Source organism: Synechocystis sp. IPPAS B-1465, assembly GCF_003015225.1.
GTDB lineage: Bacteria > Cyanobacteriota > Cyanobacteriia > Cyanobacteriales > Microcystaceae > Synechocystis.
Genome location: NZ_CP028094.1, coordinates 1,913,600 through 1,936,621 on the forward strand (window position 1 = coordinate 1,913,600; position 23,022 = coordinate 1,936,621).

The 23,022-nt window shown below is 47.3% G+C and carries 23 protein-coding genes; 8 read left to right on the forward strand and 15 right to left on the reverse strand.

Annotated elements, in window-relative coordinates:
• Nucleotides 1-17 precede the first annotated feature (17 nt).
• The 8 genes from C7I86_RS09100 to C7I86_RS09135 all read right to left on the reverse strand — a co-directional run bounded on the left by C7I86_RS09100 (nt 18) and on the right by C7I86_RS09135 (nt 7,790).
• Complete coding sequence (locus C7I86_RS09100) at nt 18-1,355, reverse strand: TRAP transporter large permease subunit (RefSeq protein WP_010872938.1); 1,338 nt, start codon at nt 1,353-1,355, stop codon at nt 18-20.
• Entirely contained in the window at nt 1,355-1,894 is a 540-nt protein-coding gene (locus tag C7I86_RS09105; RefSeq protein WP_010872939.1) for a TRAP transporter small permease subunit, read from the reverse strand. Before C7I86_RS09105 ends, C7I86_RS09100 begins: the two co-directional genes overlap by 1 nt.
• 165 nt (nt 1,895-2,059) lie before the next feature.
• Nucleotides 2,060-2,377 (reverse strand): 30S ribosomal protein S10, encoded by a 318-nt coding sequence (gene rpsJ, locus C7I86_RS09110; protein WP_010872940.1) that lies wholly within the window; start codon nt 2,375-2,377, stop codon nt 2,060-2,062.
• 138 nt (nt 2,378-2,515) lie between these two features.
• Nucleotides 2,516-3,715, reverse strand: coding sequence for an elongation factor Tu (gene tuf, locus C7I86_RS09115; protein WP_010872941.1), 1,200 nt, complete (start codon nt 3,713-3,715; stop codon nt 2,516-2,518).
• A gap of 59 nt (nt 3,716-3,774) precedes the next feature.
• Entirely contained in the window at nt 3,775-5,850 is a 2,076-nt protein-coding gene (gene fusA / locus C7I86_RS09120; RefSeq protein ID WP_010872942.1) for an elongation factor G, read from the reverse strand.
• A gap of 206 nt (nt 5,851-6,056) precedes the next feature.
• Nucleotides 6,057-6,527, reverse strand: coding sequence for a 30S ribosomal protein S7 (rpsG, locus tag C7I86_RS09125; RefSeq protein WP_010872943.1), 471 nt, complete (start codon nt 6,525-6,527; stop codon nt 6,057-6,059).
• 150 nt (nt 6,528-6,677) lie between these two features.
• Nucleotides 6,678-7,058, reverse strand: coding sequence for a 30S ribosomal protein S12 (rpsL, locus tag C7I86_RS09130; protein ID WP_010872944.1), 381 nt, complete (start codon nt 7,056-7,058; stop codon nt 6,678-6,680).
• Nucleotides 7,059-7,154: 96 nt separating this feature from the next.
• Nucleotides 7,155-7,790, reverse strand: coding sequence for a TIGR04282 family arsenosugar biosynthesis glycosyltransferase (locus C7I86_RS09135; protein ID WP_010872945.1), 636 nt, complete (start codon nt 7,788-7,790; stop codon nt 7,155-7,157).
• 111 nt (nt 7,791-7,901) lie between these two features.
• Here C7I86_RS09135 and purD point away from each other — a divergent pair, with 111 nt between their 5' ends.
• Together purD and C7I86_RS09145 are read left to right on the forward strand one after the other, a co-directional pair.
• Nucleotides 7,902-9,161 carry a phosphoribosylamine--glycine ligase gene (gene purD / locus C7I86_RS09140; protein ID WP_010872946.1) on the forward strand — a complete coding sequence of 420 codons (1,260 nt, stop codon included), beginning with the start codon at nt 7,902-7,904 and terminating at the stop codon, nt 9,159-9,161.
• Between the two features lie 204 nt (nt 9,162-9,365).
• Entirely contained in the window at nt 9,366-9,980 is a 615-nt protein-coding gene (locus C7I86_RS09145; protein ID WP_010872947.1) for a hypothetical protein, read from the forward strand.
• Nucleotides 9,981-10,032: 52 nt separating this feature from the next.
• On the opposite strand, the gene C7I86_RS09150 is transcribed toward C7I86_RS09145, so the two are convergent.
• The 3 genes from C7I86_RS09150 to C7I86_RS19165 all read right to left on the reverse strand — a co-directional run bounded on the left by C7I86_RS09150 (nt 10,033) and on the right by C7I86_RS19165 (nt 11,139).
• The gene (locus C7I86_RS09150) at nt 10,033-10,356 is read right to left on the reverse strand and encodes an RpiB/LacA/LacB family sugar-phosphate isomerase (RefSeq protein ID WP_071822672.1); all 324 of its coding nucleotides are present in this window, start codon (nt 10,354-10,356) and stop codon (nt 10,033-10,035) included.
• Between the two features lie 55 nt (nt 10,357-10,411).
• Nucleotides 10,412-10,714: a transposase gene (locus C7I86_RS19160; protein WP_010872949.1), complete on the reverse strand. Its 303-nt coding sequence runs from the start codon at nt 10,712-10,714 to the stop codon at nt 10,412-10,414.
• A gap of 152 nt (nt 10,715-10,866) precedes the next feature.
• Nucleotides 10,867-11,139, reverse strand: a complete 273-nt coding sequence (locus tag C7I86_RS19165) for a hypothetical protein (protein WP_020862321.1) — start codon at nt 11,137-11,139, stop codon at nt 10,867-10,869.
• 353 nt (nt 11,140-11,492) lie between these two features.
• Here C7I86_RS19165 and C7I86_RS09160 point away from each other — a divergent pair, with 353 nt between their 5' ends.
• The 3 genes from C7I86_RS09160 (at nt 11,493) to C7I86_RS09170 (ending at nt 14,942) form a co-directional block, all read left to right on the forward strand.
• Nucleotides 11,493-12,092, forward strand: a complete 600-nt coding sequence (locus tag C7I86_RS09160; protein ID WP_010872950.1) for a nucleoside deaminase — start codon at nt 11,493-11,495, stop codon at nt 12,090-12,092.
• Nucleotides 12,093-12,240: 148 nt separating this feature from the next.
• Nucleotides 12,241-13,185: a hypothetical protein gene (locus tag C7I86_RS09165; RefSeq protein ID WP_010872951.1), complete on the forward strand. Its 945-nt coding sequence runs from the start codon at nt 12,241-12,243 to the stop codon at nt 13,183-13,185.
• Nucleotides 13,186-13,271: 86 nt separating this feature from the next.
• Nucleotides 13,272-14,942 (forward strand): carbohydrate porin, encoded by a 1,671-nt coding sequence (locus C7I86_RS09170; protein ID WP_010872952.1) that lies wholly within the window; start codon nt 13,272-13,274, stop codon nt 14,940-14,942.
• A gap of 24 nt (nt 14,943-14,966) precedes the next feature.
• On the opposite strand, the gene psb35 is transcribed toward C7I86_RS09170, so the two are convergent.
• Nucleotides 14,967-15,263, reverse strand: coding sequence for a photosystem II assembly protein Psb35 (gene psb35, locus C7I86_RS09175; protein WP_010872953.1), 297 nt, complete (start codon nt 15,261-15,263; stop codon nt 14,967-14,969).
• 301 nt (nt 15,264-15,564) lie between these two features.
• Here psb35 and C7I86_RS09180 point away from each other — a divergent pair, with 301 nt between their 5' ends.
• From C7I86_RS09180 to C7I86_RS09190, 3 genes are all read left to right on the forward strand, one after another.
• A complete protein-coding gene (locus tag C7I86_RS09180) occupies nt 15,565-17,868 on the forward strand; it encodes a ribonucleoside-diphosphate reductase subunit alpha (RefSeq protein ID WP_010872954.1) in 2,304 nt (767 codons plus the stop codon).
• Between the two features lie 512 nt (nt 17,869-18,380).
• A complete protein-coding gene (sat, locus tag C7I86_RS09185) occupies nt 18,381-19,553 on the forward strand; it encodes a sulfate adenylyltransferase (protein ID WP_010872955.1) in 1,173 nt (390 codons plus the stop codon).
• A 42-nt stretch (nt 19,554-19,595) separates the two neighbouring features.
• Nucleotides 19,596-20,660 (forward strand): glycosyltransferase, encoded by a 1,065-nt coding sequence (locus tag C7I86_RS09190; RefSeq protein ID WP_010872956.1) that lies wholly within the window; start codon nt 19,596-19,598, stop codon nt 20,658-20,660.
• Between the two features lie 49 nt (nt 20,661-20,709).
• Here the strand turns inward: C7I86_RS09190 and C7I86_RS09195 are convergent, their stop codons facing one another.
• The 3 genes from C7I86_RS09195 to chlP form a co-directional block, all read right to left on the reverse strand.
• Nucleotides 20,710-21,096 (reverse strand): type II toxin-antitoxin system VapC family toxin, encoded by a 387-nt coding sequence (locus tag C7I86_RS09195; RefSeq protein ID WP_010872957.1) that lies wholly within the window; start codon nt 21,094-21,096, stop codon nt 20,710-20,712.
• Nucleotides 21,096-21,302, reverse strand: coding sequence for a DUF2281 domain-containing protein (locus C7I86_RS09200; RefSeq protein WP_010872958.1), 207 nt, complete (start codon nt 21,300-21,302; stop codon nt 21,096-21,098). Before C7I86_RS09200 ends, C7I86_RS09195 begins: the two co-directional genes overlap by 1 nt.
• 246 nt (nt 21,303-21,548) lie before the next feature.
• Nucleotides 21,549-22,772 carry a geranylgeranyl reductase gene (chlP, locus tag C7I86_RS09205; protein WP_010872959.1) on the reverse strand — a complete coding sequence of 408 codons (1,224 nt, stop codon included), beginning with the start codon at nt 22,770-22,772 and terminating at the stop codon, nt 21,549-21,551.
• Nucleotides 22,773-23,022: the final 250 nt, after the last annotated feature.

A 23,022-nucleotide genomic window follows, 5' to 3' on the forward strand; every position in this document is an offset into this window, starting at 1 on the left:
GTAGAAAATTAATTACTTTATTGAACACTTAAAGAAGGTAACCAATTAATCAGAGCAGGGAAAATAATAATTAACAACAACACTAAAACTTGCAAGCCAATGAAGGGCACAGCTCCCCGATAAATTTGTCCAGTGGTCAAGCTAGCTGGTGCCACTCCCCGTAAGTAAAAGAGGGCAAAACCAAAGGGCGGTGTGAGGAAGGAGGTTTGTAAATTGGCTCCCACAATGACACCGTACCAAATTAAATCAAGGTTTAGTGCCTCTGCCACAGGCTTAAACAGAGGCAGAACAATAAAGGCAATTTCAAAAAAGTCAATGAAAAATCCCAGGATGAAAATGGTGATCATACTAATGGCTAAAAAGCCAATTTGGCCACCGGGTAAATTAGCCAAAAGATCAAACATAAATCGATCGCCTTCCAGCCCCCGGAACACTAAGCTAAACGCAGTTGACCCCAATAGGATTAGCATCACCATGCTGGTAATGCGTAGGGTGGCGTCACAGACTTCCCAGAGGGCTTTCCAGTTCAGACGTTGATTAAAATGGGCCAAGGCGATCGCCCCGATGGAACCCACGGCCCCTGCTTCGGTGGGACTAGCAATGCCGAAGAAAATACTCCCCAGCACCAACAGAATTAAAACTAACGGGGGCAACATCACCTGCACTATACGTCTGCGTAATTCCTGGCCGCCAATGTTCCTAACTTCGGCCGGTAAAGCCGGGGCTAAGTCCGGTTTTAACCAGGCAATTATCAAGACATAAAGGGCAAAACTGCCGGCCATCATTAGTCCTGGAAGGAGGGAGCCGATAAATAAGTCCCCCACGGAAACTCCCAATTGATCAGCTAAAACGATCAAAACTACGCTAGGAGGAATGATTTGTCCCAGGGTGCCAGAGGCGACAATGACACCGGATGCTAACTCTTTGCTGTAGCCATAGCGCAACATAATGGGTAGGGAAATTAAACCCATGGCCACAACGGTGGCCGCCACAACTCCGGTGGTTGCCGCCAGCATAGTACCCACTAGGATCACCGCCAGGGCTAGTCCTCCCCGCAAATGCCCCAGGATAATACCCATGGTTTCTAATAGTTGCTCAGCAATGCCAGACCGCTCCAGCATGGATCCCAAAAAGATGAAAAAGGGAATAGCCAGCAGAGTACCATTGGCCATAATGCCAAAAATCCTTTGGGGCATGGCGGACAAGAATATGGGGTCAAAGGAACCTAAAGCCGCGCCGATGATGGCAAATAAAATCGCCACTCCCCCCAGGGAAAAGGCAACGGGATAGCCACAGCCCAGGAAGACCAATGCCCCCACAAACATCATTGGCCCTAACCAATCGTAGTCCACCATTAACCCCTAGCCTCCGTATCAACATGACCAAGGGCGATCGCCAGATTTTTAATTACTTCCGCAATGCCTTGGAAAATAAGTAGGACAAAACCGACAATAATCATGGTTTTAATGGGATAACGGGGTAATCCTCCCGGATCCGGCGAAGTTTCCCAAATGTGCCAGGAATTGATCACCGATTCCCAAGAATAAAAAATCACTAGCCCACAAAACGGGAATAAAAATAAACAGGTACCCAATAAATTCACCCAAGCCCGCTGGCGATCGCCAAGGGATTTGTAAAAAATATCCACCCGCACATGGTCATTGGTTTGCAGGGTGTAGGCAGCACCGAGAAGAAAAACTAGATCAAACAAATACCATTGGGCTTCTAGCAAACCATTGGAGGCCAAGTTCTGGCCTACTAAGCGGCCGAGGTAGCGCCCCACCACATTCCAGCCGCCAGTTAGTACCATTGCCAATACTAACCATGCGGTAAATTTCCCAATCCAAGCGGTGAATTGATCGATAAGCTGGGCAATTTTGAGTAATTTGTCCACTAATTACTGGCCTCCCTCAGCCAAAGAACTTCCCATAAAAATAGAGCAAATTCTAGATGTTCAGACTACAACCTAGACCAGCAAGTTTCGCCATTAAACAAATAAAAAATCCTCACCATTTTACTAGCGAGGACAATTTGACTCTAAAAATAAGAATGTCAAATTCTATAGCTTGACTTCGATATCAACCCCGGCAGGGAGATCCAACTTCATCAGAGCGTCAATGGTCTTGGAAGAAGGCTGATAAATGTCGATAATGCGGCGGTGGGTGCGGGTTTCAAAATGTTCCCGGGAATCCTTATCCACGTGGGGAGAGCGCAACACACAATAAATTTTCCGTTTGGTGGGCAAAGGAATCGGCCCCACAGCGGCGGCATTAGTACGATTAGCGGTATCAACAATTTTGTCGCAGGATGTATCGAGGAGGCGACGGTCAAAGGCTTTGAGGCGGATACGGATTTTTTGTTGTTGCAATGTTGCCATGGAAATTTAACTCAGAATTAGCGGACTGTTTAATTGTCAAGGTTCAGAAAGTTGAATAGTCAGTGGGGCTGGCCCAGTCAGAAAAAACTTACCGTAACCAACCCAACACCAACTACATCATGAATGTTGTTCTAAGGACTACTTCAAAATCTTAGAAACAACACCGGCGCCGATGGTACGACCACCTTCGCGGATAGCAAAACGCATCCCCTGTTCAATGGCGATCGGGTTAATGAGCTCAACGGTCATTTTGATACGATCCCCAGGCATAACCATTTCCACAGCACTGCCGTCGTCAGCGGTGTAGCTTTTGATGGTACCGGTTACGTCAGTGGTCCGTACATAGAACTGAGGGCGGTAGTTGGCAAAGAAAGGAGTGTGGCGGCCACCTTCTTCTTTCTTGAGCACGTAAACTTCCCCTTCAAATTCGGTGTGGGGAGTGATGGAACCGGGTTTAGCCAAAACCATACCCCGTTCGATGTCCTCTTTTTGAATCCCCCGGAGGAGCAGACCCACGTTGTCCCCAGCCATTCCCTCTTCAAGGGTTTTTTGGAACATTTCCACACCGGTAACAGTGGCTTTACGGGTATCTTTAATGCCGACGATGGAAATTTCTTCGCCAACTTTAACTTTTCCGCGCTCAATCCGACCGGTGGCAACGGTACCACGACCAGTGATGGAGAATACGTCTTCCACCGCCATCAAGAAGGGCTTATCAACTTCCCGCTCAGGGGTGTCGATGTAGTCGTCAACGGCTTTCATGAGTTCAAGAATCGCATCTTTGTATTCTTTTTCTCCTTCGATCGCCTTGAGGGCAGAGCCAGCAACGATGGGAATGTCATCACCGGGGAAATCGTAGTCGCTGAGCAATTCACGAACTTCCAGTTCCACCAATTCCAGCAGTTCTTCGTCGTCCACCATGTCTTTCTTATTCAAAAAGACCACCAGTTTGGGAACCCCTACTTGCTTAGCCAAAAGAATGTGTTCCCGGGTTTGGGGCATGGGGCCATCAGCGGCGGAAACCACCAGAATCGCACCGTCCATCTGGGCAGCACCGGTGATCATGTTTTTCACATAGTCAGCGTGACCAGGACAGTCTACGTGGGCATAGTGACGGCTATCGGTTTCATACTCAACGTGGGCAGTATTGATGGTAATGCCCCGGGCTTTTTCCTCAGGAGCCGCGTCAATATCTTCATATTTCCGGGCTTTGGCACCACCCAATTCCGCCAAGGTCATGGTGATCGCCGCCGTTAGGGTGGTTTTACCGTGGTCAACGTGACCAATGGTGCCAATGTTTACGTGGTCTTTCGTCCGTTCAAATTTTGCGCGTGCCATGAATAAATAAGTCCTTTGATTGTTTCTACACAGATTGCAGTCCTAGGAGAACTGCCGGCTTAGGCATAGCCTCTGCTTTTGGCGACGATCGCCTCGGCAACATTACGGGGTACTTCTGCATAATGGCTAAATTCCATCGAAAAAATACCCCGGCCTTGGGTTTTTGACCGGATATCGGTCGCATAGCCAAACATTTCCGCCAATGGAACACTAGCGGCCACTTTGGCTATGCCCTGCTCCGTTTCCTGGCCCTCAATATGGCCCCGACGGGCATTGAGGTCACCGATCACGTTGCCCATGAAGTCATCAGGAACTTCAATTTCGACTTTCATGACCGGCTCTAGGAGCACAGGGTCAGCTTGGCCCACAGCCTCCCGGATTGCCATGGAACCAGCAATCTTGAAGGCCATTTCCGATGAGTCCACATCATGGAAAGACCCATCTACCAAGGTGGCTTTGAGGTCAATGACCGGGTAGCCCGCCAATACCCCCGAAGCACAGGCTTCTTTCATCCCCTGTTCCGACGGGGCAATGTATTCCTTGGGAATAACGCCACCGACGATTTTAGAGACAAATTCAAAGCCCGTCCCTGGCTCGGTAGGCTCCACCTCAATGACCACATGGCCATATTGGCCCTTGCCCCCACTCTGGCGAATAAATTTACCTTCTGCCTGTACTGCCTTACGGATGGTTTCCCGATAGGCTACTTGGGGAGCACCCACATTGGCCTCCACCTTAAATTCCCGTAGCATGCGGTCCACCAGAATTTCTAAATGCAATTCTCCCATGCCAGCAATTACCGTTTGGTTGGTCTCGGGATCGACACTGACGCGAAAAGTGGGATCTTCCTCGGATAAAGATTGTAAAGCTTTGGAAAGCTTATCCATATCCTGTTTAGTTTTTGGTTCCACCGCTACGGAAATAACTGGCTGGGGGACAAACAAGGATTCTAAAATAATCGGCTCTTGGTCATCACAAAGGGTATCCCCAGTGAGGGTATCCTTGAGCCCCAACACTGCGCCCAAATCTCCGGCATTTAACTGGTCCACCTCAATGCGGTCATCGGCTTTGAGGATGATTAATCGGGAAATGCGTTCCTTCTTCTCTTTGGTGGAATTCAATACATAACTGCCCTTTTCCAACACGCCGGAATAAACCCGCACGAAGGTGAGCCGGCCAAACGGGTCCGCCATTACTTTGAAGGCCAAAGCTGACAGGGGAGCTTTATCTTCCGCCGGTCTGGTGGCTACTTCGCCATCGGGTAGATGTCCCTCGATCGCCGGCACTTCTAGGGGGGAGGGGAGGTAATCCACCACCGCATCGAGTAAAAGTTGAACTCCCTTATTTTTAAATGCGGAGCCACAAAGCACTGGCACCATGGTCCCAGCAATGGTTCCCCGGCGCAGGCCGGCTACTAACTCATCGGCGGTTAACTCTTCCCCTTCCAAGTATTTCTCCATCAGAGCATCATCTGCTTCCGCCACCGATTCCACTAGGCGCAGGCGATATTCTTCCGTTTTATCCTTCACTGAATCGGGAATGGGAACTTCCTGGATATCTGTGCCCAGATCGTTTTTGTATAAATAGGCCTTCATGCGCACCAAATCCACAATGCCTTCAAACTCCGCTTCACTACCGATGGGAATTTGAACGGGCACCGCATTGGCCCGTAGGCGATCGCCAATCTGTTGACAGACCCGGAAAAAATTAGCCCCGGTGCGGTCCATCTTATTGACGAAGGCAATGCGGGGCACTTGGTATCGTTCCGCTTGACGCCACACTGTTTCTGATTGGGGTTGCACTCCACCCACGGAACAAAATACAGCAATTACTCCGTCCAACACTCGCATGGAGCGCTCCACCTCAATGGTGAAATCCACGTGCCCCGGAGTGTCAATGATGTTGATATGATGCCCCAACCAATCGGTACTAATAGCGGCGGCGGTGATGGTGATGCCCCTTTCCCTTTCCTGGGCCATCCAGTCCGTTACTGCCGTACCTTCATGAACCTCACCGATTTTATGAACCACGCCAGAGTAGAACAGAATCCGTTCCGTCGTGGTGGTCTTACCCGCATCAATGTGGGCGGCGATACCAATGTTACGTATTCGTTCTAGGGGCACTGTGCGAGCCATAAAGTTTACTCCTAACCGGGGGTTCGACCAAAAACAAGCTCTCTCTTTCCCAAGGGAAAACGGGAGGCCATTAACAATTCTATACGTTTTCCCCGACCTTTCTAGATCTGCAACTAAATCTAGGGGGAATTTTCCTGAAAACTAACCCAGGGAGGCGTGGGGGCAACTCAACCCCAAACCTGTATCAATGTTGCCTTGCCTATTGCCTAGTAGCGGTAATGGGCAAAGGCCTTGTTGGCTTCGGCCATGCGGTGGGTTTCTTCCCGCTTTTTGATGGCGGCACCGGTTTCATTGGCGGCATCCATAATTTCGTTAGCCAATTTGCTTTCCATGGTGCGACCACCCCGAGCACGGGAAAAATGCACCAACCAACGTAAAGCTAGGGCAGTTCCCCGGGCAGGACGAACTTCCATGGGTACTTGGTAGGTGGCACCACCAACCCGGCGGGCTTTAACTTCCACCAGGGGAGTCAAGTTTTTGATTGCCTTTTCAAACACTTCCAAGGGATCTTCGCCAGTTTTCTCACCAACGGAGGCCAAGGCATTGTAAACAATGCTAGAAGCTAAGGATTTTTTGCCGGAGCGCATTACCCTACGGATGGTCATACTCAGCAGAGTGCTGTTGTAAACGGGATCCGGGGGCACAGGGCGCTTTTTGACATTGCCACGACGAGACATAACTTTTTACTCTTTTTGCTCTGGATAACGATTAAAAGTTGTGATTACTGCCAAACGTTTCGGGCTGGGTTGCCGAAAGTAAGGGGAGTGGTAAAGCCAGCTACACCTTCACTGGACAGGGGCGGCTAGGCTAATGGAAAGTTGGGAAAGTTATTTCTTCGCTTTTTCCCGTTTGGTGCCGTATTTGGAGCGACCCTGTTTGCGGTCTTTAACTCCGGTGGCGTCCAACGTGCCCCGCACAATATGGTAGCGAACCCCAGGCAAATCTTTTACCCGACCGCCCCGGATTAGTACTACGGAGTGTTCTTGCAGGTTGTGGCCAATGCCAGGGATATAGGCAGTTACTTCAAACCCGGAGGTGAGGCGTACCCGGGCCACTTTCCGGAGGGCGGAGTTGGGCTTTTTGGGGGTGGTGGTGTAAACCCTAGTGCAGACTCCCCGCCGTTGGGGACATTGCTTGAGGGCAGGGGATTTAGTTTTCTTCTGTACCTTCGAGCGTTCGCTACGAATTAGCTGCTGGATAGTTGGCATGTGTTAAATATAGTGGGAATTAGGATCGTTCTCCTAATAGATAAGAAAATCATCGACAAATTTTCATCATACCGCTGCCTATTTAGCGCTGTCAACCTAAGTTTTATCTGCTGCGATGAAGGTGACGGGTAGGTATTGCAAGTCCGTGGGATGGTCTATGTCCGGTAGGGTTGGTAAGTCGTAAGGGCGATCGCCATTTTGGACAATTTTTGCCAAGGTCTGTTGGTAAACGACTCCAGTGCCCCAGTCAATTTGCTCGAAATAGGCTGGGTTGAAGTTGGTCAAGCCCATTAGATAATAACCGCCATCCAGGGCCGGCCCCAGCACTACCGGGTAATTATCCAAGGCAGTGAAGGCGGTTTGGAGTAGTTCTTGAGTAATACCAGGGCAATCAATGCCGATAATCACAACTTTGTTGCCTCCCTGCCCAAAGGCCCACTGGCAAGACTGTTGCAGGCGATCGCCTAAATCTCCAGTTCCTTGGGGTTGATAACAAAAATTAGTTCCTAGCCACTGTTCCATCTGCTGTCTAGTTCCGCCAGTGTAAAAAACAGTTATTTGACAAGGGGCATCGGTTTGGCAGCGAAAATTATGGGCGGTTTGAACGGTATGTTCCGTCAGTTGTTGCTGTAGCTTGGCCGCTCCCCTAGAGCCAAGGGCAGGGATCAGGCGAGTTTTGGTTTTTCCGGGTTCTGGCCAACGGGTGAAAATAATTAAATGCTGTTCAGCCATGGAAAGTGGGGGGGCGGAGATAAATAACTCCAGTCAACTCCGGCCATTCTGTTAATCTTGAGAACGGCTAATTTATCATAATTTTTCCAGCAGTTGTAGAGGTTACAGTCCATGAAAGTGGCAGTTATTGGTAGCGGTGGACGGGAACATACTTTGGCTTGGTCGTTAGTTCGATCGCCGGAGGTGAGCCATTGCTATTGCTTGCCGGGAAATGGCGGTACTGCTGGGTTACCGAAAACAGAAAATGTGGCGATCGCCGTGGATCAACTGGGGGAAATTTGTGAATTTTGCCAAACGGAAAAGATTAATTTAGTAGTGGTGGGGCCGGAATTGCCCCTTACCCTGGGGTTGACCGATCAATTACAAGCACTGGGTATAAAAGTTTTTGGCCCCACCAAAGCCGGGGCAGAATTGGAAGCGAGTAAATCTTGGACTAAACAGTTATTAATCGAAGCGGGAGTGCCCACAGCTTTTGGGGAAACTTTCACTGAGCCAGCTCCAGCCCAGGCCTATGCCACGAAAATGGGAGCTCCCATTGTGGTGAAAGCCGACGGTTTAGCCGCTGGTAAAGGGGTGATTGTGGCCCAAACTTCAGCCGAAGCAACCACGGCGATCGCCGAATTATTTGACCAGGGCTTTGAAAAAATTGTGGTGGAGGAATTTTTACCGGGGGAAGAGGTGTCCGTGCTGGCCCTCTGTGACGGCAAAACAGTTATTCCCCTGCTACCAGCCCAGGACCACAAACGCATTGGGGAAGGAGACCAAGGGCTCAATACTGGTGGCATGGGAGCCTACTGCCCTGCTCCCATCGCCCCGCCAGCGGTCATAGACCAGGTGCAAAAACAAATCCTACAGCCCACTGCTAACGCTTTAGCTAAACGGGGCATTGATTACCGGGGAGTATTATATGCCGGCTTAATGGTCAGCCCCACCGGGGAAATTAAAGTGTTGGAATATAACTGTCGTTTTGGTGATCCTGAAACCCAAGCGGTGTTGCCCCTCCTGGCCACTCCTCTAGAAAAGGTATTGATGGCCTGTGTGGAACAAAACCTAGAGCAATTGGGACCTCTGCAATGGCATTCCGGTAATGCTGTTTGTGTGGTGGTGGCCGCTGGTGGTTATCCCGGCAGTTACCGCAAAGGAGATGAAATCAATGGTTTGGCTGAAGCCGAAGCTCAAGATGTTAAGGTATTCCATGCTGGCACAGAATTAAAGGAAGGCAAAGTTTTGACCAATGGAGGCCGGGTATTGGGAGTCACCGCCCTAGGAAAAGACTTATCCACGGCGATCGCCACTGCCTATCGGGGAGTAGAACAAATTGACTTTGATGGTATGTATTACCGACGGGACATCGGCCACAAAGCACTTTGACAAGGAGTTGGGAACGGAAATTCTTCGGGGAGAATGGATTGGGGTAAAACAAATTTCCCCTGGGGCCGGAGAGGAAAAGACCAGTGGCCTTGGCAATGGCAAAAGTAAACCAATGGTGTCCTAAAGAGATCAACCGGGAATGTTAATATACGTTGCAGTTTGCCTTGAACTACCTTCCTACATTTGCCCTTCCCCAATTTGACTATGCTTCAACGTCTTGTGCACATATTGGCTTTAACTGTCTGCGGCCTTGCCGTGGTCTCCAGTTTGACTCCGTCAGTCCGGGGACAGGGGGTCACGGAGGTGGAGGAAGTGATTATCGAGGGTAGTGGTCCCGAAAATTCTAGGGAGTTTCGTCCCCTCAACCAAGAAGGTAGTATCTTGAGCGTGGGCGCCGGCCGTCGCTTAATGAATGAAGCTAATGAGGCTATTAATCTTAACCAGTACACAGTGGCTCTGGAAAAACTACAGGAAGCCCGCAAGATTTTTAACCAATTGTCCAACTTTCATCTGCAATTAGCTAATAGTTTCTCGGGCATTAACACGGTTATTTTTGAAGAACAAAGAATTGCCGCTCTGGAAACTGGTCAACTGCGGGATGAAGCTACCTACCGTTTAGCTCTAGTACATCGAGCCAACAACGAACCAGCTTTGGCGGTGCCCCTGTTGCTACAAATTATCCGTTCCCAGAATCCCACCACGGACTTGGGCAGAAAATCCTACCAACAGCTTTATGAATTGGGTTTTGTAGCTTCTCCGTTTGAGGGACCCACCCCCACTGGCACCAATGCGGCCCCTACTGCCCCGGTGGTTAATTAGCCCCAGTTGTGGTCAGCAACATCTTGACTGGACGGTGGAATGCTTACTTGGATTAGGTTTGGCTAGAATATTTTTGCTCGATCGCCGTCACCAGTTGAATACAATCCAATTCTTCCGGTTTGACTTGTTCCGTAAACCAGGCGGCCAAAATTTCCTTGGCGATCGCCGGGGAAGTGGCCCGTAAACTCATTACCAGCACATTGACATCGTTCCACCAACGGGTTCCCTTGGCAGTTTCCGCATCCCTCACTAGGGCGGCCCTGATACCCGGTACTTTATTGGCCGCAATGGAGACACCCGTTCCCGTCCAACAAAATAGTATGCCTTCCTCTACGGTTTGACCGGCCACCGCTTCCGCTAATTGTTGGGCAACCAATGGCCAGGGGTCTTTTTCCCCTGCCAAGGCGCCAAATAAGCAAAGAATGAGATAGTTAGGACAGCTCTCTCAACGCTATATCCAATGCAGCAATCAGCGATTCTCCATTACTAACCAGTTGGGCAACATAACGTTTTAGTTTCGCCCAGAACTTCTCAATTTTGTTCAAGTCCGGTGAATATGGTGGTAAAAATATAACCTCACACCCAGCTTTTGCTAACAATTCCTTGATTCTTTCTTTCGGATGAAAGCTTGCATTATCCATAATTAGTATCTGACCTGGTATTAACTCTGGTAACAACATTTCTTCTATCCACCTGCATACTACTTGGGCGTTGCAGTATCCTTCAAATATCATTGGAGCTATTGTAGTTCCATTCTACCAACAACTTATTATGCTGACTCTCTTGGTTCTATGTCCTAATTTAGTCCCCTTAAATCCCTCTGATTTATGACAGTAACCATAGGGGTAGTCCAGGGTATCATCTAGACCAGCTTGACCCATATAAGTCAATCTTTCTGGCGCATATTGCTTGAGCTCATTTTCACATTCCTTTCTTCTTCATCTATTTCCCTGTAAATATAAGTTTTTTTTCTGGTAAAATCTACTTTCTTTAAAGCTTGACCTATTCTTGTTTTACCGAGCGTCTCGGGCCATTTCTCCGCCATTTCCCTTTGAGTTAAATGACTATTCTCCTCCGCAAATTCTTTGAATTTATCTAAATCATTTATTTTCGGCTGTGGACCACGATGGTAGTCTGTTACTGGGCATACACTTCCCATATACCTCTTTTTCTTAATTCATAGGTCTAATGTGTTGCGACTAATGTTTAGCGTCCTACACACCTGGCTTTTTTTCTCACCTCTTTCCACTGCACTTACTGCTTTTTCTCTCAGGTCAATACTGTAGGGGGCTGGCATCGCTTTTTCCTTATCTTTATCTTTTTCCTATATTATGTCCTAATCTATGCTATGTCCTAATCTATGCTATGTCCTAATCTATGCTATGTCCTAATCTATGCGATTTTTGCTATATGGCTTTATTAATTTTTATTAAGATTTGATTAAATCTTGAGACATCTTTTTTTCAGAAATGTACATTAACTTTATTGTTAGCAGGTAAAGTAAAAAAAATCATGTCATTTTCAGAATCTAAAATTATTGACCGCTTACTTTCAGTGATTGAACAGGATATTGTTCCTAAAACCCGGGAGGGGGTTAAAGCCGGAAACAAACTATTTGGTGCGGCAATTCTTAAAAAGGAAGACCTATCAACGTTAGTATCCAGTACGAATACAGAAACGGAAAACCCTCTCTGGCATGGTGAAGTCCACACCATGAAAAAACTCTATGAACTTCCCCGGAAAAAGCGTCCTAATCCCCGGGATTGCATTTTTCTTGCCACCCACGAGCCCTGTTCACTTTGTTTATCAGCTATTACCTGGGGCGGATACGATAATTTTTATTATCTTTTTAGTTTTGAAGATTCTCGTGATTCATTTAATATTCCCCATGACCTGCGTATCTTAAAAGAGGTATTCAAGGTAGAAAATGGGGACTATTCCCATGATAATTACTATTGGAAAAGTCATGATTTGGTCAAGCTAGTTGATGGCTATCAAGGAGAATTAAAGCGGTCTTTTCTGGACCGCATTGAAAATCTAAAGGCTGTTTATGCTGAAATGTCTGATGTGTATCAATCCAGTAAAGGAGATGCAGACATTCCTTTAGATTAATCTTATTTTTTCTGGAAATAAATTTGATGAATTATAAAATTTTAAAACTTTTACCATTACCCAACTTCACTGGACAAATTAAGTTACTAATTCATTAAAATTTATTGATTTTTGTCGCGAGCACTTTTCGTTTGTTTTTTAGATAGTCATGGATAAATACTCTAATCCAGAGAATAAAGAATGCGTTAATACGGTGCTTTTTGCTGAATTAGTTGCCCCTGAAGATGAGCCAAAATACTTGGCTGATCAAAGGCAACTAATTTTGTCTGCCCAACAACAAATTGGTTTTATTAATGCTGATTTTTTAGCTCCTATTCCAGAAACTAGAACTGAGTGGTTAACAATTATTCAATTTGCCCAAGAAAAAAATCTTAACCACTATCTAAACTCGGAAGAATTTAAGATTCTCTTATCTCATAAATCTTATGTGCAATTATCTAAAAGACAGTTTTTGTCAAATTTTACCCAAAAAGCTTCTATGCTGATTACAACCACTCTAAAGCCAGAAAATGAAGCAAATTGGCTCGAATGGAATGACAAAATTAATAAAACAATGAGGAAGTTTCCTGGCTTTATTGAGTCAGATATTCGGCCATCAATCATAGAACAAAAAGCCAATAACAAAACCTGGATTGTTAATTTTCAGTTCGATAACTTGGATAATCTTAACCACTGGCTCAATTCTCCAGAAAGAGAAGTATTAATTGAAGAGGGCTCTTCTTTTTACGAGGAATCCGTAGTGAGTCAGTTTCCCAGCGGCTTTTCTAGTTGGTTTGATGTTGCAGGAAAACCAACAACACTAGCCCAATGGAAAATGCCTCTTATAGTGGAAATGGGATTATATCCTATGGTGCTTATCCAAACTAAGTTCCTTGGTTTTCTAAATATTTTTCCATTACCTGTGGTTCTTTTAATCAATACCTTGTGCTCCTGTATTTTGCTTCAATATTTTGTAATTCCAGTTATTCAAAAAATGATGCGTTTTTGGCTTTACCCGCAAAAATATTATAAAGAAAAAATTGACTTTTGGGGAAGTGTAATAGTGGCTTTATATTTGCTGTTTATCTGCAGAGTAATGGTGTTTGTATTTTAATAATTGAAGTTGTCTGAAGCGTCTCAATATATCAAAAAAGCTTTATTATTTTTCGCACTATTTTCTCGACTCATCCCTTCTCCATCATGACTTTTTATTATTTGCTTTTTGGTGTGCAGGATTTAGGATTAATACTGTTTTCTAAATTTCTTTCTGCAAATTCTAACTATTCTTGGCTTAAGCTTAGCCTCACTTTGGCGATCGCCATCTTTCCCCAGTCGAAAATTCTGGCCGAGTCTATGCCAGAAGAGGAAGTTGGCAAGATAAATTTAGTTACAGAAATAGAATTTGATGATCAAAATAATAGTAAAAACAAAGAAAATATAGATATATTTCTTAATAAACAATCCCAGTTTCATTTTGCTAAAGATGTTAGAATCAGTCCTTTAAAAGCTTTAACTCCAGGAGAATTAGGGGACTGGCAAGAAGAGGCTGTGCATTATGCCCAGATATTACAGATAAACAATTTTGACCCAGACCATGATCACCATCATGAACCCCATCAATCCGTAGTCGCTATCAGTGGCAACCCCGCCGCCTCTAACATGTTAGTGGGTACAGGACAACTAGGTCAATGGTTAGGGTTAGACGAAAACAGTCCCCTTCGTTTAGGGGGCATTTTTATGGGCAATATTAGTCAACAAATTTCCGGCGGCAATCAGCCTGGTTCCACCGATTTTAATGGAGCTTTAATTTTAGGTTTGGGAATAGATTTAGAAAAAGCAGTGGGTTGGAAAAATGCTTTTTTTGAAGTGGAAGGTTTGCAATATAACGGCCAACCAGTCAACTTTGCGGCAGGTTCTGTCCAGGGCTATAACTCCATTGAAGCCGGGCCCCCTTTGAATCGCACGGAATTGTACCAACTCTGGCTCAATCAAACCTTTCTTGATAATCGCCTTTCTTTTCGGGTGGGCAAGTTAATCCCTTCGATGAATTTTGGTTATGTGGGGCGACCCTTTGTGACCCAAACCAATCCGCAATTATTCACTTCCACCACCGGCTTAATTTATACTCCCGTATTTGTAGGGCCGGCCATGTTGGGCTTCATTCCCGGCTACTACAATTCAGCTTTTGGTTTATATGGTTCATGGAAATCCTGGGGTGCCCCCGGCGACAATCCCGCTACTCCCAATGGTTGGTACACCCAAGCGGGAATTTATGACGGCAGAGGCGCACAGGGAGTACAAACGGGTTTAACTTGGCCTAATTTTTCCGGTGCGTTGTTCAGCGTGGCAGAAGTGGGGGGAACCTGGACTCCCTACGCTGATGATCCGGCAACCGGTTGGGGCAGTGTGGCGGTAGGGGGATGGCGACAGAGTGGTCCGCTAACGGCCCCTGGGGGCGCATTTGAAGCCCAAACGGGGGGCATGTATGCTTACTTGGTGCAAAAACTAGGTAAATTCCGGGATAGCGAAGATCAAAACGGTATTGTTGGCTTTGTCCAAGGTGGTTGGAACAGCTCCAGCACAGCTTTAATGCATAGTTCCCTCGGCTTTGGTTTAACTTTCATTGCCCCCTTTGGCGATCGCCCGTTGGACAGTTACGGTTTCGGTTTTTCCTGGGCCAGGCTAAATGCTAATCCCCTAGCGGGCTACGGCTTTAATAGTTACGAAACCATGATCCAGCTTTATGCCCAGTACCATCTGGTGGGTAATTTATTTATTCAACCGGTGCTGACGGTTTTACCTACTCCCGGTAGTGGTGGGGCTGGGGCTCCTAGTGTAAGTGGCACTGTACAACTCACTTTCCCCTTCTAAAAAACTTCTAGAAAATATGTCCAACTATTCCGGCTGAGAATTGGCAGGGGTGGATTCCACCTCCCCAGTTTCCGCCTCCAGGGTCGATGGAGATTCTACTAAGTTTTCCGGAGGGGTGAATTGGGGTGGCTCCGAATCACTGCCGGTGTTAATTTTGGGAATAAAATCTGGTCTTTTTGATCTTTCCCAACCCACAGGGCGTTTGGAATTGTACCAGGCCACCAAACCGATGGACACCGCCGCCACCAAACCCACAACATAGACCGCTACAAAGTAGGTGGGAAACGTGCCAGCAACCGCCAGGATGGGTAGAGCAAACATATTTTTTAAGAAATAATAGTTGGGGGGGGGAACGAACCCAATCTTAACAAAAATTGTTATCAGGGCAATGGCTCACCCTGGGGTGATTTCAGACATTGAAGGATTAATTCTAGGCATTTGGTAGCCAATTTAGCAACCCGATCCCCAGGGGGGTGGCCTATGATAAAGTGCCAGATGTGGAGTAAGATCAGTGTCGGCCACACCATATCTGTGGCTTAATTTATCTAAGCTCTCACTTTGGGCCCTTGACCCTGTCAGTTTGTTCCGCTACCCTACGAAGTCCCCCTGACTGTCTTTTTCTATGCATCCCACCCTCATCAGCGCCCCTATCAGCTCCTCCGCCAATGATGCCCATGCCGGCACTAGCCAGGGTTCCCATCAGGGACATCGCATACAAGTGATCCGTAGAGATGGCTCCTCAACTCCCCTAAATATTGGCAAAATTCGGGCAGTGGTGGACTGGGCTTGCCTTGGGTTGGAAGTGAACTCCATCGCCCTAGAAGCAGGGCTAACGACTAGGTTGAGAGAGGGGATTAGCACTAGAGAGATTCAAGATAATTTAATTAGCTGCGCTCTGGAAATGTGCAGTCCCAACGAACCAGACTGGCGCTACGTGGCTGGCCGTTTACATGTTTGGAGTCTGTGGAAAGATACCCTAGTGCGTCGGGGATATCAGTATGGGCAGTATCTACGCACGGTACAAACCAAGGTCACCAATGGGGAATATGACTCCCGCATCTTGACTTACAGCGAAGGGGAATTGCAGGAAGCGGGCTGTTGGATTAACTCGGACTGGGACACAGACTATGACTATGCCGGGGCAGTTTTATTAACTAGCCGCTATCTATTACCCAACGAATTACCCCAGGAAGCGTTATTAACCTGTGCGCTGCTATTAGCTTCGGTGGAAGCCCCCGATCGCCGTTTGCAATGGGCCCGGAGATTTTATGAATCAATTGCAGCCCGTAGAATTTCTTTAGCCACCCCAATCCTGGCTAATTTACGAGTGCCCGGTGGTTCTCTGACTTCCTGCTTCATTGTGGCCATGGAGGATAACCTGGAAAGTATTTTTGGGGAAATTACCAATGCTGCCAGAATTTCCAAAAACGGTGGTGGAGTGGGAGTTAACGTTTCCCGCATCCGGGCCACCGGCAGTTGGGTAATGGGTAAGCCCAACGCTTCCGGAGGGGTGATTCCCTGGACAAAACTGCTCAACGATACGGCGATCGCCGTTAATCAGGGGGGGCGCAGAGCCGGAGCCGTAACCGTAGGGCTGGATGTGTGGCATTTGGACGTACCAGAATTTCTGGAAATGCAGGCGGAAAATGGTGACCAACGACGTAAAGCCTATGATATTTTTCCCCAGTTAATCTTGCCCGATGAATTTATGCGGCGGGTCATTAACAAAGAAGATTGGACGTTAGTGGACCCCTACGAAGTTAGGGAAAAAATGGGCATTGAGTTAGCCGAACTCTGGGGGGAACAATTTGAAGGTGCCTATCGAGAAATTGAGTCAAACCTCGATACCACCATTACCCTCTACAAACGTATTAATGCCCGGGAATTGTTTAAGCAGATAATGCGTACCCAGGTAGAAACCGGGATGCCCTATCTTTCCTTTAAAGACACTATCAATAAAGCCAATCCTAATAAACATTTAGGTTATATTCCTGGCACTAATCTTTGCTGTGAATCATTCTCCAACGTTACCCCTGGTCAGGATGCCCATTGCTGTAACCTAGTTAGCCTCAACCTTGCCAATCTAGACTTGCAAGACATTGCTGGGGTCAGTCAGATTGCTGTGCGGATGCTGGATAACACCATTGAATTGACTGCGCCTCCCTTTGCCGATGCTAAAAGCCATAACAATAAATACCGCACCATCGGGGTGGGAGCCATGGGGTTAGCAGACTGGCTGGCTAAACGTCGTCTGAATTATGACGAGTTAGCGGATATTAATCGCTTGTTCGAGGAAATCGGCTATTGGTGCACCCAATCCTCCATGGAATTGGCCAAGGAACGGGGAGCTTACCCTGCTTTCCCCGGTAGTGACTGGCAAAAAGGTTTATTAATTGGTTCCAAACCCGTCAGTTGGTTTCAAGCTAATGCGGCTAAACCGGAACGATGGGAAAAACTCTCCAACGACATCCAAACCCACGGCATTCGCAACTCCCACATTACGGCGATCGCCCCCAACACATCATCATCCCTAGTCCAAGGTTGCACTGCCAGCATTTTGCCGGTCTATAGCCGCTTCTTTTACGATAAATGGGCTAAGGGCACTGTCCCCATTGCACCGCCCTTCATTGGTAATTGTTTCTGGTTCTACCCGGAGAATAAAACCATGGACCAGCGCAAAGTAGTCAAAGCCGTGGCCGCCATCCAACAATGGACAGATACGGGCATTTCCATGGAGTTATTATTTAACCTCAATGCGGGCATTTATTTCCCTGAAGAACCGGAAAGAAGCCTCAATGCCAAGGACATTTTTGACACCCTGGTCATGGCCTGGGAGGCCGGTTGTAAGGCGATCTACTATATTCGCACTGTACAAAAGGATGACTTTAAGGATTCCTCCGATGGCTGCGTTGCCTGTGCTAATTAGATAATCTAAAAACTTGTTCACAAGCTTGAGGAAATGATGCTTAGTTTCCCTTGAAGGTCGTTGATGCCAACAAGGCTAGGATCCGTGGCAAATTTCCTTGAAAAGGGTAATTTTGACGGATTTTTTCTGATGGCGTTGATTTAGCTACATTCTTTTAAATATTGGGCGACGGAAACCGTTTTGCCTCTGCAAAGTATAGGCTTAGAAACTCCCACTCTTGTCCAGGAATCTTTGGATGGGATTGTGATATTAACCTCCGTTAGTCCAGGGTTTGTGCAGAAGATTTCACCCAGATCAAAAAATACCCATCAGGGCTAATGGTAAACCTCATAACTTTGAACAGAGTTGGGTAGCAATCATTAATGTTTTCCTGATTAGTTGCCCGGATTCTATCCCGGTGGGCTGACAAGATAGTGCCGCTAGTTGAGTTTTGTCGCCCCTCCATGGCAATCTAGTCTGGGGTTTAATCAATCTTTTTGCTAGTCATCTCCCCTATCCATTACCAATTAACCATGACCACTTCCCTTGCAGCCATTGCCCCCCACGGCGGCCAACTGATCAATCGCCTCGCCCCGGAAGCAGAACGCCAGGAATTTTTGGCGATCGCCGATAAATTGCCCAGGGTGCAACTGGATGAACGGGCCACATCGGATTTGGTCATGATTGCCATTGGCGGTTTTAGTCCCCTCAAGGGCTTTATGGAGCAGGACGACTACGAGCTGGTGGTGGAAGAAATGAAACTCAGCAACGGTTTGCCCTGGTCGGTACCCGTGACTTTATCAGTGACAGAGGAAGTGGCCGCTCCCTTGGAAGTAGGCAGTTGGGTGCGGTTGGACAACAGCGCTGGTAAATTCATCGGTGTGTTGGAGCTGACCCAGAAATATCACTACAACAAAGCCCACGAAGCTAAAAACGTTTACCGCACCGACGACCAAGCCCACCCTGGAGTCAAGGTGATTTATGACCAAGGCCCTGTTAACCTGGCCGGCCCCATCTGGTTACTGGAGCGGGAACCCCATCCCCTGTTTCCCAAATACCAAATTGACCCCGCCGCTTCCCGTCAGTTATTTGCCGAGCGGGGCTGGAAAACCATTGTCGGCTTTCAAACCCGTAACCCCATCCACCGGGCCCATGAATACATTCAAAAATGCGCGCTGGAGGTAGTTGATGGCCTCTTTCTCCATCCTCTGGTGGGGGCAACAAAGAGTGATGACATTCCCGCCGATGTGCGGATGCGTTGCTACGAAATTATGGTGGACAATTACTTCCCCAAAGAGCGGGTCATTCTGGGTATTAATCCTTCCGCCATGCGCTACGCCGGGCCCCGGGAGGCTATTTTCCATGCCCTGATTCGCAAAAACTATGGCTGTACCCATTTCATTGTAGGTCGGGACCACGCCGGGGTGGGGGACTACTACGGCACCTACGATGCCCAGGAAATTTTTGACGAGTTTGCCCCGGAAGCGCTGGGTATTGTGCCGATGAAGTTCGAGCACGCTTTTTACTGCAAAAAGACCCTGCAAATGGCCACCACTAAAACCAGTCCCAGTGGCCCAGAAGACCGCATTCACCTCTCTGGCACTAAAGTGCGGGCTTTGCTTCGGGATGGACAATTGCCGCCACCGGAATTCTCCCGCCCTGAAGTAGCCCAGGAATTAATTCGGGCCATGCAGGGGGAAAGCTAAAGGAATTAAGGGAATTATTTCTCCAATTCTTGGGCATTAAATATGCGCCTACTATTTGTTTCTAGTCCCGTCAGTTCCCTCAATTCTGGACGGTTGGGGGGAGTGGCCCTGAACTTAAAAAACATCACCCGCACCATGGTCAGTCGTGGCCATGAGGTCAAAATTGTCGCCCCCAAGGGTTCGGCGATCGCCGGTTTGCCCATCCAGGAAATTGCCGGGGCGTTGCAGCCTTTAATTCCAGAGCCGACCTACCACGATCCAGTACTGATGCCAGAGGATGCGGTGGTGGCCCATATGTGGGACTACATCAGGGAAGTAGAACAAGATTATGACTTAATTGTCGATTTTGGCTATGAATGGTTACCTTTTTACCTTTCCCCTTTTTTACAGCGGCCGGTATTGCACTATGTTTGCATTAGCTCCTGGAATGCAGTTATGGACCAGGCGATCAACCGGGTGGCTCAGCTATGTCCCGGCACATTGGGGGCCCACACCCAAGCCCAGGCTGAAACCTATGCTGTGGCGGATTCTTTCCGCATTTTGAGCAGTGGCATTGATTTGGACCAGTATCAATTTGTTCCTAAATCAGGTAAAACTTTGGCTTGGGCCGGTCGCATTTCCCCGGAAAAGGGTTTGGAAGATGCCTTTGCAGTGGCTCAAGCAACCAATTTGCCTTTGCAAGTTTTTGGTTATCTCCAGGATGAACAGTATTGGCAGTCCCTAAAACGCAGTTATCCCCAAGCCCAGGTGGAATATAAGGGCTTTTTGCCCACTGCTGAATTCCAACAGGCTTTAGGTCAGTGCCAAGCCCTAATAATGACCCATAAATGGGTAGAGGCTTTTGGCAGGGTTGCAGTGGAAGCCTTAGCCTGTGGGGTGCCGGTAATTTCCTATGACCGGGGTGGCCCAAGGGAAATCGTCGAAACCGAGCAAACAGGATTTTTAGTACCCCCCGACGACGTTCCGGCTTTGGTGGCCGCTGTAGGAAAAATATCAGCCATCGACCGGGCCAATTGTCGTTCAGTGGCTGATCGCCGTTATTCTCTCCCTGCCTATGGCGATCGCCTGGAGCAATGGTTCACAGATGTGATGAATTTTTACCAATAAACGTCCCTAGAATTGGCGGGCACAACAGTTTCGTTCAGGTCGCTATTTTCTACAACCACAGGCGTTGAATCGGATAATCATCCAGAGCTTGATCACGACTGACTAAAATAAGAGAATGATTAATCGATTGGGATACCAAAATACGATCAAAGGGATCTTTGTGGTGCAAGGGAAGATTATAAAGTTTAATTGTGTCTTTTAGTGTAATAGGTAATAGCTTGAATCGGGTTCTTTGAAAACTAGCTTCAATACTATTGAAATCACCACAGAGAGAAAGTTTACCAATTTTTAGTTTAATAGAAATTTCCCAAAAGCTGGCAATACTAACAAAAACGTTATCCATATTTTCTAAGGTATCTTTTGTCGTCACAGGCAAGTTAGAGTCATCTTCTGCTAACCAAATAAAAACGTGGGTGTCTATCAAAACAGAATTCATTACATATACTCCTCAAATTCTTCTAAGGGGGCATCAAAGTCTTCGGGTAGAGGTAAAATAAAAGTTCCTTTCATCGATCCTGCTAATGGCTTTTGGGGCGCATTTAAGGATTTATTCATTAAATATTCAGCATAGTGTAAAAGCTCGATTTTTAAGTCATCAGGCAGATTTTCAGCAATGTTTAATAGGGCAGCTTCAGTAGTCATTTGAAAATCCTTGAATTTAATGTAATTGGTCAATTTGAATAATCTGCGTTAAATTTTCAATTTCTTCCTTACGGTCTAACAGATCATTATCAAAAGGATACTTAGGGAGATTAGGATTAATCTCAATATCTCTAGGCTTAAGTCGCATAAATTAAAAAATTGGTAAAAATAAGACAATAAAAAGGTGAGCCAAAACTCACCTCTCTACTTTATTGAAAAATTAGTTAAACTAACAAGCCATTAGCATTAAGGGGCTAAAGCGTTACCCCGGAGCAAGCTACCAATGGTTTTGGCGGTAATTTTCATTTGCACCAATGGATTGGCGGGTACCACGGTTTTGTACAGGTAACTGTCAAAAGTTAGCTTTTGCACATCGATGTCGGAACACATTTCCACAAAGGCTTCTCTGGTGGCATCGGTGCGATAGAAGACCCGTTGCAGAATATCCAACACCAAATAGGTAGCGCCGTAGCGTTTATCCCATTGTTTGATGTATTGTTTCAGATCGGCTTCGGTGGGCACCCGTTGGCCATTATTGCTGGTGGCCACAATGGTTTCCGCACACATACGGGCGGATTTGGCGGCAAAGTAAATGCCTTCCCCAGAGGATTTGGTGACGGTACCAGCGGCATCCCCCACTAGGGCTACTCGACCAACCACCCGCCGGGGCCGGGGATGTTCAGGAATGGGATGGGCTTCCACTTTGATGATTTCTCCGCCTTCTAGTTTTTTGGCAGCCCTGGTGCGGATGCCAGCCTGTAAGTCTTTGATGCGGGCTTTGTTCACCTTCATGGTGCCGGTGCCCACCGCCACGTGGTCATATTTTGGGAATACCCAGGCGTAGAAATCCGGAGAAACGTCATCGCCCACATACATTTCTGCTAGTTCATCGTAGTAGGCCATTTTGTCTTCCGGCAGACGAATCCGCTCTTGGAAGGCGATCGCATAGTTGTAATCCCCAGCGTCAATGGCTTTGGCAATGCGAGAGTTAGCGCCATCAGCCCCAATCACCACATCTACTTTTAGGATTTTCATTTCCCCAGTGGTGCCACCAACGCTGTGGTCGGCATAGTGGAGGGTGTAGGGATCACTATCTTTGCTAGGAATGTCTAATTTATAAACGGTGCCATTAATGACTTTTGTACCCAGTTTCTCCGCCCGTTCCCGGAGAAAACCATCCAGCACTTCCCGGCGGCACATGCCGATATATTCGTCGTCCTTGAGGGTCTGACCGATGTTGACCTCGATGTTGGAAGGGGAGATCATTTTCATCTTCCGTACCCGGCGGTCAATGATTTCCGGGGGCAGATCAAACTCATCCACCATACAGAGGGGAATTGCTCCACCACAGGGTTTGGCGTTGTCTAGCTTACGCTCAAACAGGTAGGTTTCAATTCCGGCTTTTACTAAAATTTCGGCGGCGGAAGAACCAGCGGGGCCTCCTCCAACGACTGCTACCCGTAATACCAAAGCCTTTCTCCTAAATTTCTTTTAATAAAAAAAGTGAGCGAGCACGGATCGCATCCTATCACGGTCTTTTTGCTTAGGGGTAGGCGATCGCCGCTGGGACGGCAAAGTTGCAATAGAGCTTTACAAAACCGTTACAAAACTTCATGCTAAGCCTGGTCACCATAGTATTAACCCAGTTTTAACCATTGATTTGATCGAGGTAAAAATGACAGTTTTCCCCAGCAGCAGGGGGAGAAGGCAAAAAGCCTCT

Bases quoted from the DNA above. Each gene is read 5' to 3' on its own strand.
- C7I86_RS09200 (WP_010872958.1), bottom strand. From the start codon at position 21,302: ATGACTACTGAAGCTGCCCTATTAAACATTGCTGAAAATCTGCCTGAT.
- C7I86_RS09100 (WP_010872938.1), bottom strand. From the start codon at position 1,355: ATGGTGGACTACGATTGGTTAGGGCCAATGATGTTTGTGGGGGCATTG.
- C7I86_RS09190 (WP_010872956.1), top strand. From the start codon at position 19,596: ATGCGCCTACTATTTGTTTCTAGTCCCGTCAGTTCCCTCAATTCTGGA.
- sat (WP_010872955.1), top strand. From the start codon at position 18,381: ATGACCACTTCCCTTGCAGCCATTGCCCCCCACGGCGGCCAACTGATC.
- C7I86_RS09165 (WP_010872951.1), top strand. From the start codon at position 12,241: ATGGATAAATACTCTAATCCAGAGAATAAAGAATGCGTTAATACGGTG.
- fusA (WP_010872942.1), bottom strand. From the start codon at position 5,850: ATGGCTCGCACAGTGCCCCTAGAACGAATACGTAACATTGGTATCGCC.
- C7I86_RS09195 (WP_010872957.1), bottom strand. From the start codon at position 21,096: ATGAATTCTGTTTTGATAGACACCCACGTTTTTATTTGGTTAGCAGAA.
- C7I86_RS09145 (WP_010872947.1), top strand. From the start codon at position 9,366: ATGCTTCAACGTCTTGTGCACATATTGGCTTTAACTGTCTGCGGCCTT.
- C7I86_RS09180 (WP_010872954.1), top strand. From the start codon at position 15,565: ATGCATCCCACCCTCATCAGCGCCCCTATCAGCTCCTCCGCCAATGAT.
- psb35 (WP_010872953.1), bottom strand. From the start codon at position 15,263: ATGTTTGCTCTACCCATCCTGGCGGTTGCTGGCACGTTTCCCACCTAC.
- C7I86_RS19160 (WP_010872949.1), bottom strand. From the start codon at position 10,714: ATGATATTTGAAGGATACTGCAACGCCCAAGTAGTATGCAGGTGGATA.
- C7I86_RS09170 (WP_010872952.1), top strand. From the start codon at position 13,272: ATGACTTTTTATTATTTGCTTTTTGGTGTGCAGGATTTAGGATTAATA.
- rpsJ (WP_010872940.1), bottom strand. From the start codon at position 2,377: ATGGCAACATTGCAACAACAAAAAATCCGTATCCGCCTCAAAGCCTTT.
- C7I86_RS09135 (WP_010872945.1), bottom strand. From the start codon at position 7,790: ATGGCTGAACAGCATTTAATTATTTTCACCCGTTGGCCAGAACCCGGA.
- rpsL (WP_010872944.1), bottom strand. From the start codon at position 7,058: ATGCCAACTATCCAGCAGCTAATTCGTAGCGAACGCTCGAAGGTACAG.
- C7I86_RS09160 (WP_010872950.1), top strand. From the start codon at position 11,493: ATGTCATTTTCAGAATCTAAAATTATTGACCGCTTACTTTCAGTGATT.
- rpsG (WP_010872943.1), bottom strand. From the start codon at position 6,527: ATGTCTCGTCGTGGCAATGTCAAAAAGCGCCCTGTGCCCCCGGATCCC.
- C7I86_RS19165 (WP_020862321.1), bottom strand. From the start codon at position 11,139: ATGGGAAGTGTATGCCCAGTAACAGACTACCATCGTGGTCCACAGCCG.
- tuf (WP_010872941.1), bottom strand. From the start codon at position 3,715: ATGGCACGCGCAAAATTTGAACGGACGAAAGACCACGTAAACATTGGC.
- purD (WP_010872946.1), top strand. From the start codon at position 7,902: ATGAAAGTGGCAGTTATTGGTAGCGGTGGACGGGAACATACTTTGGCT.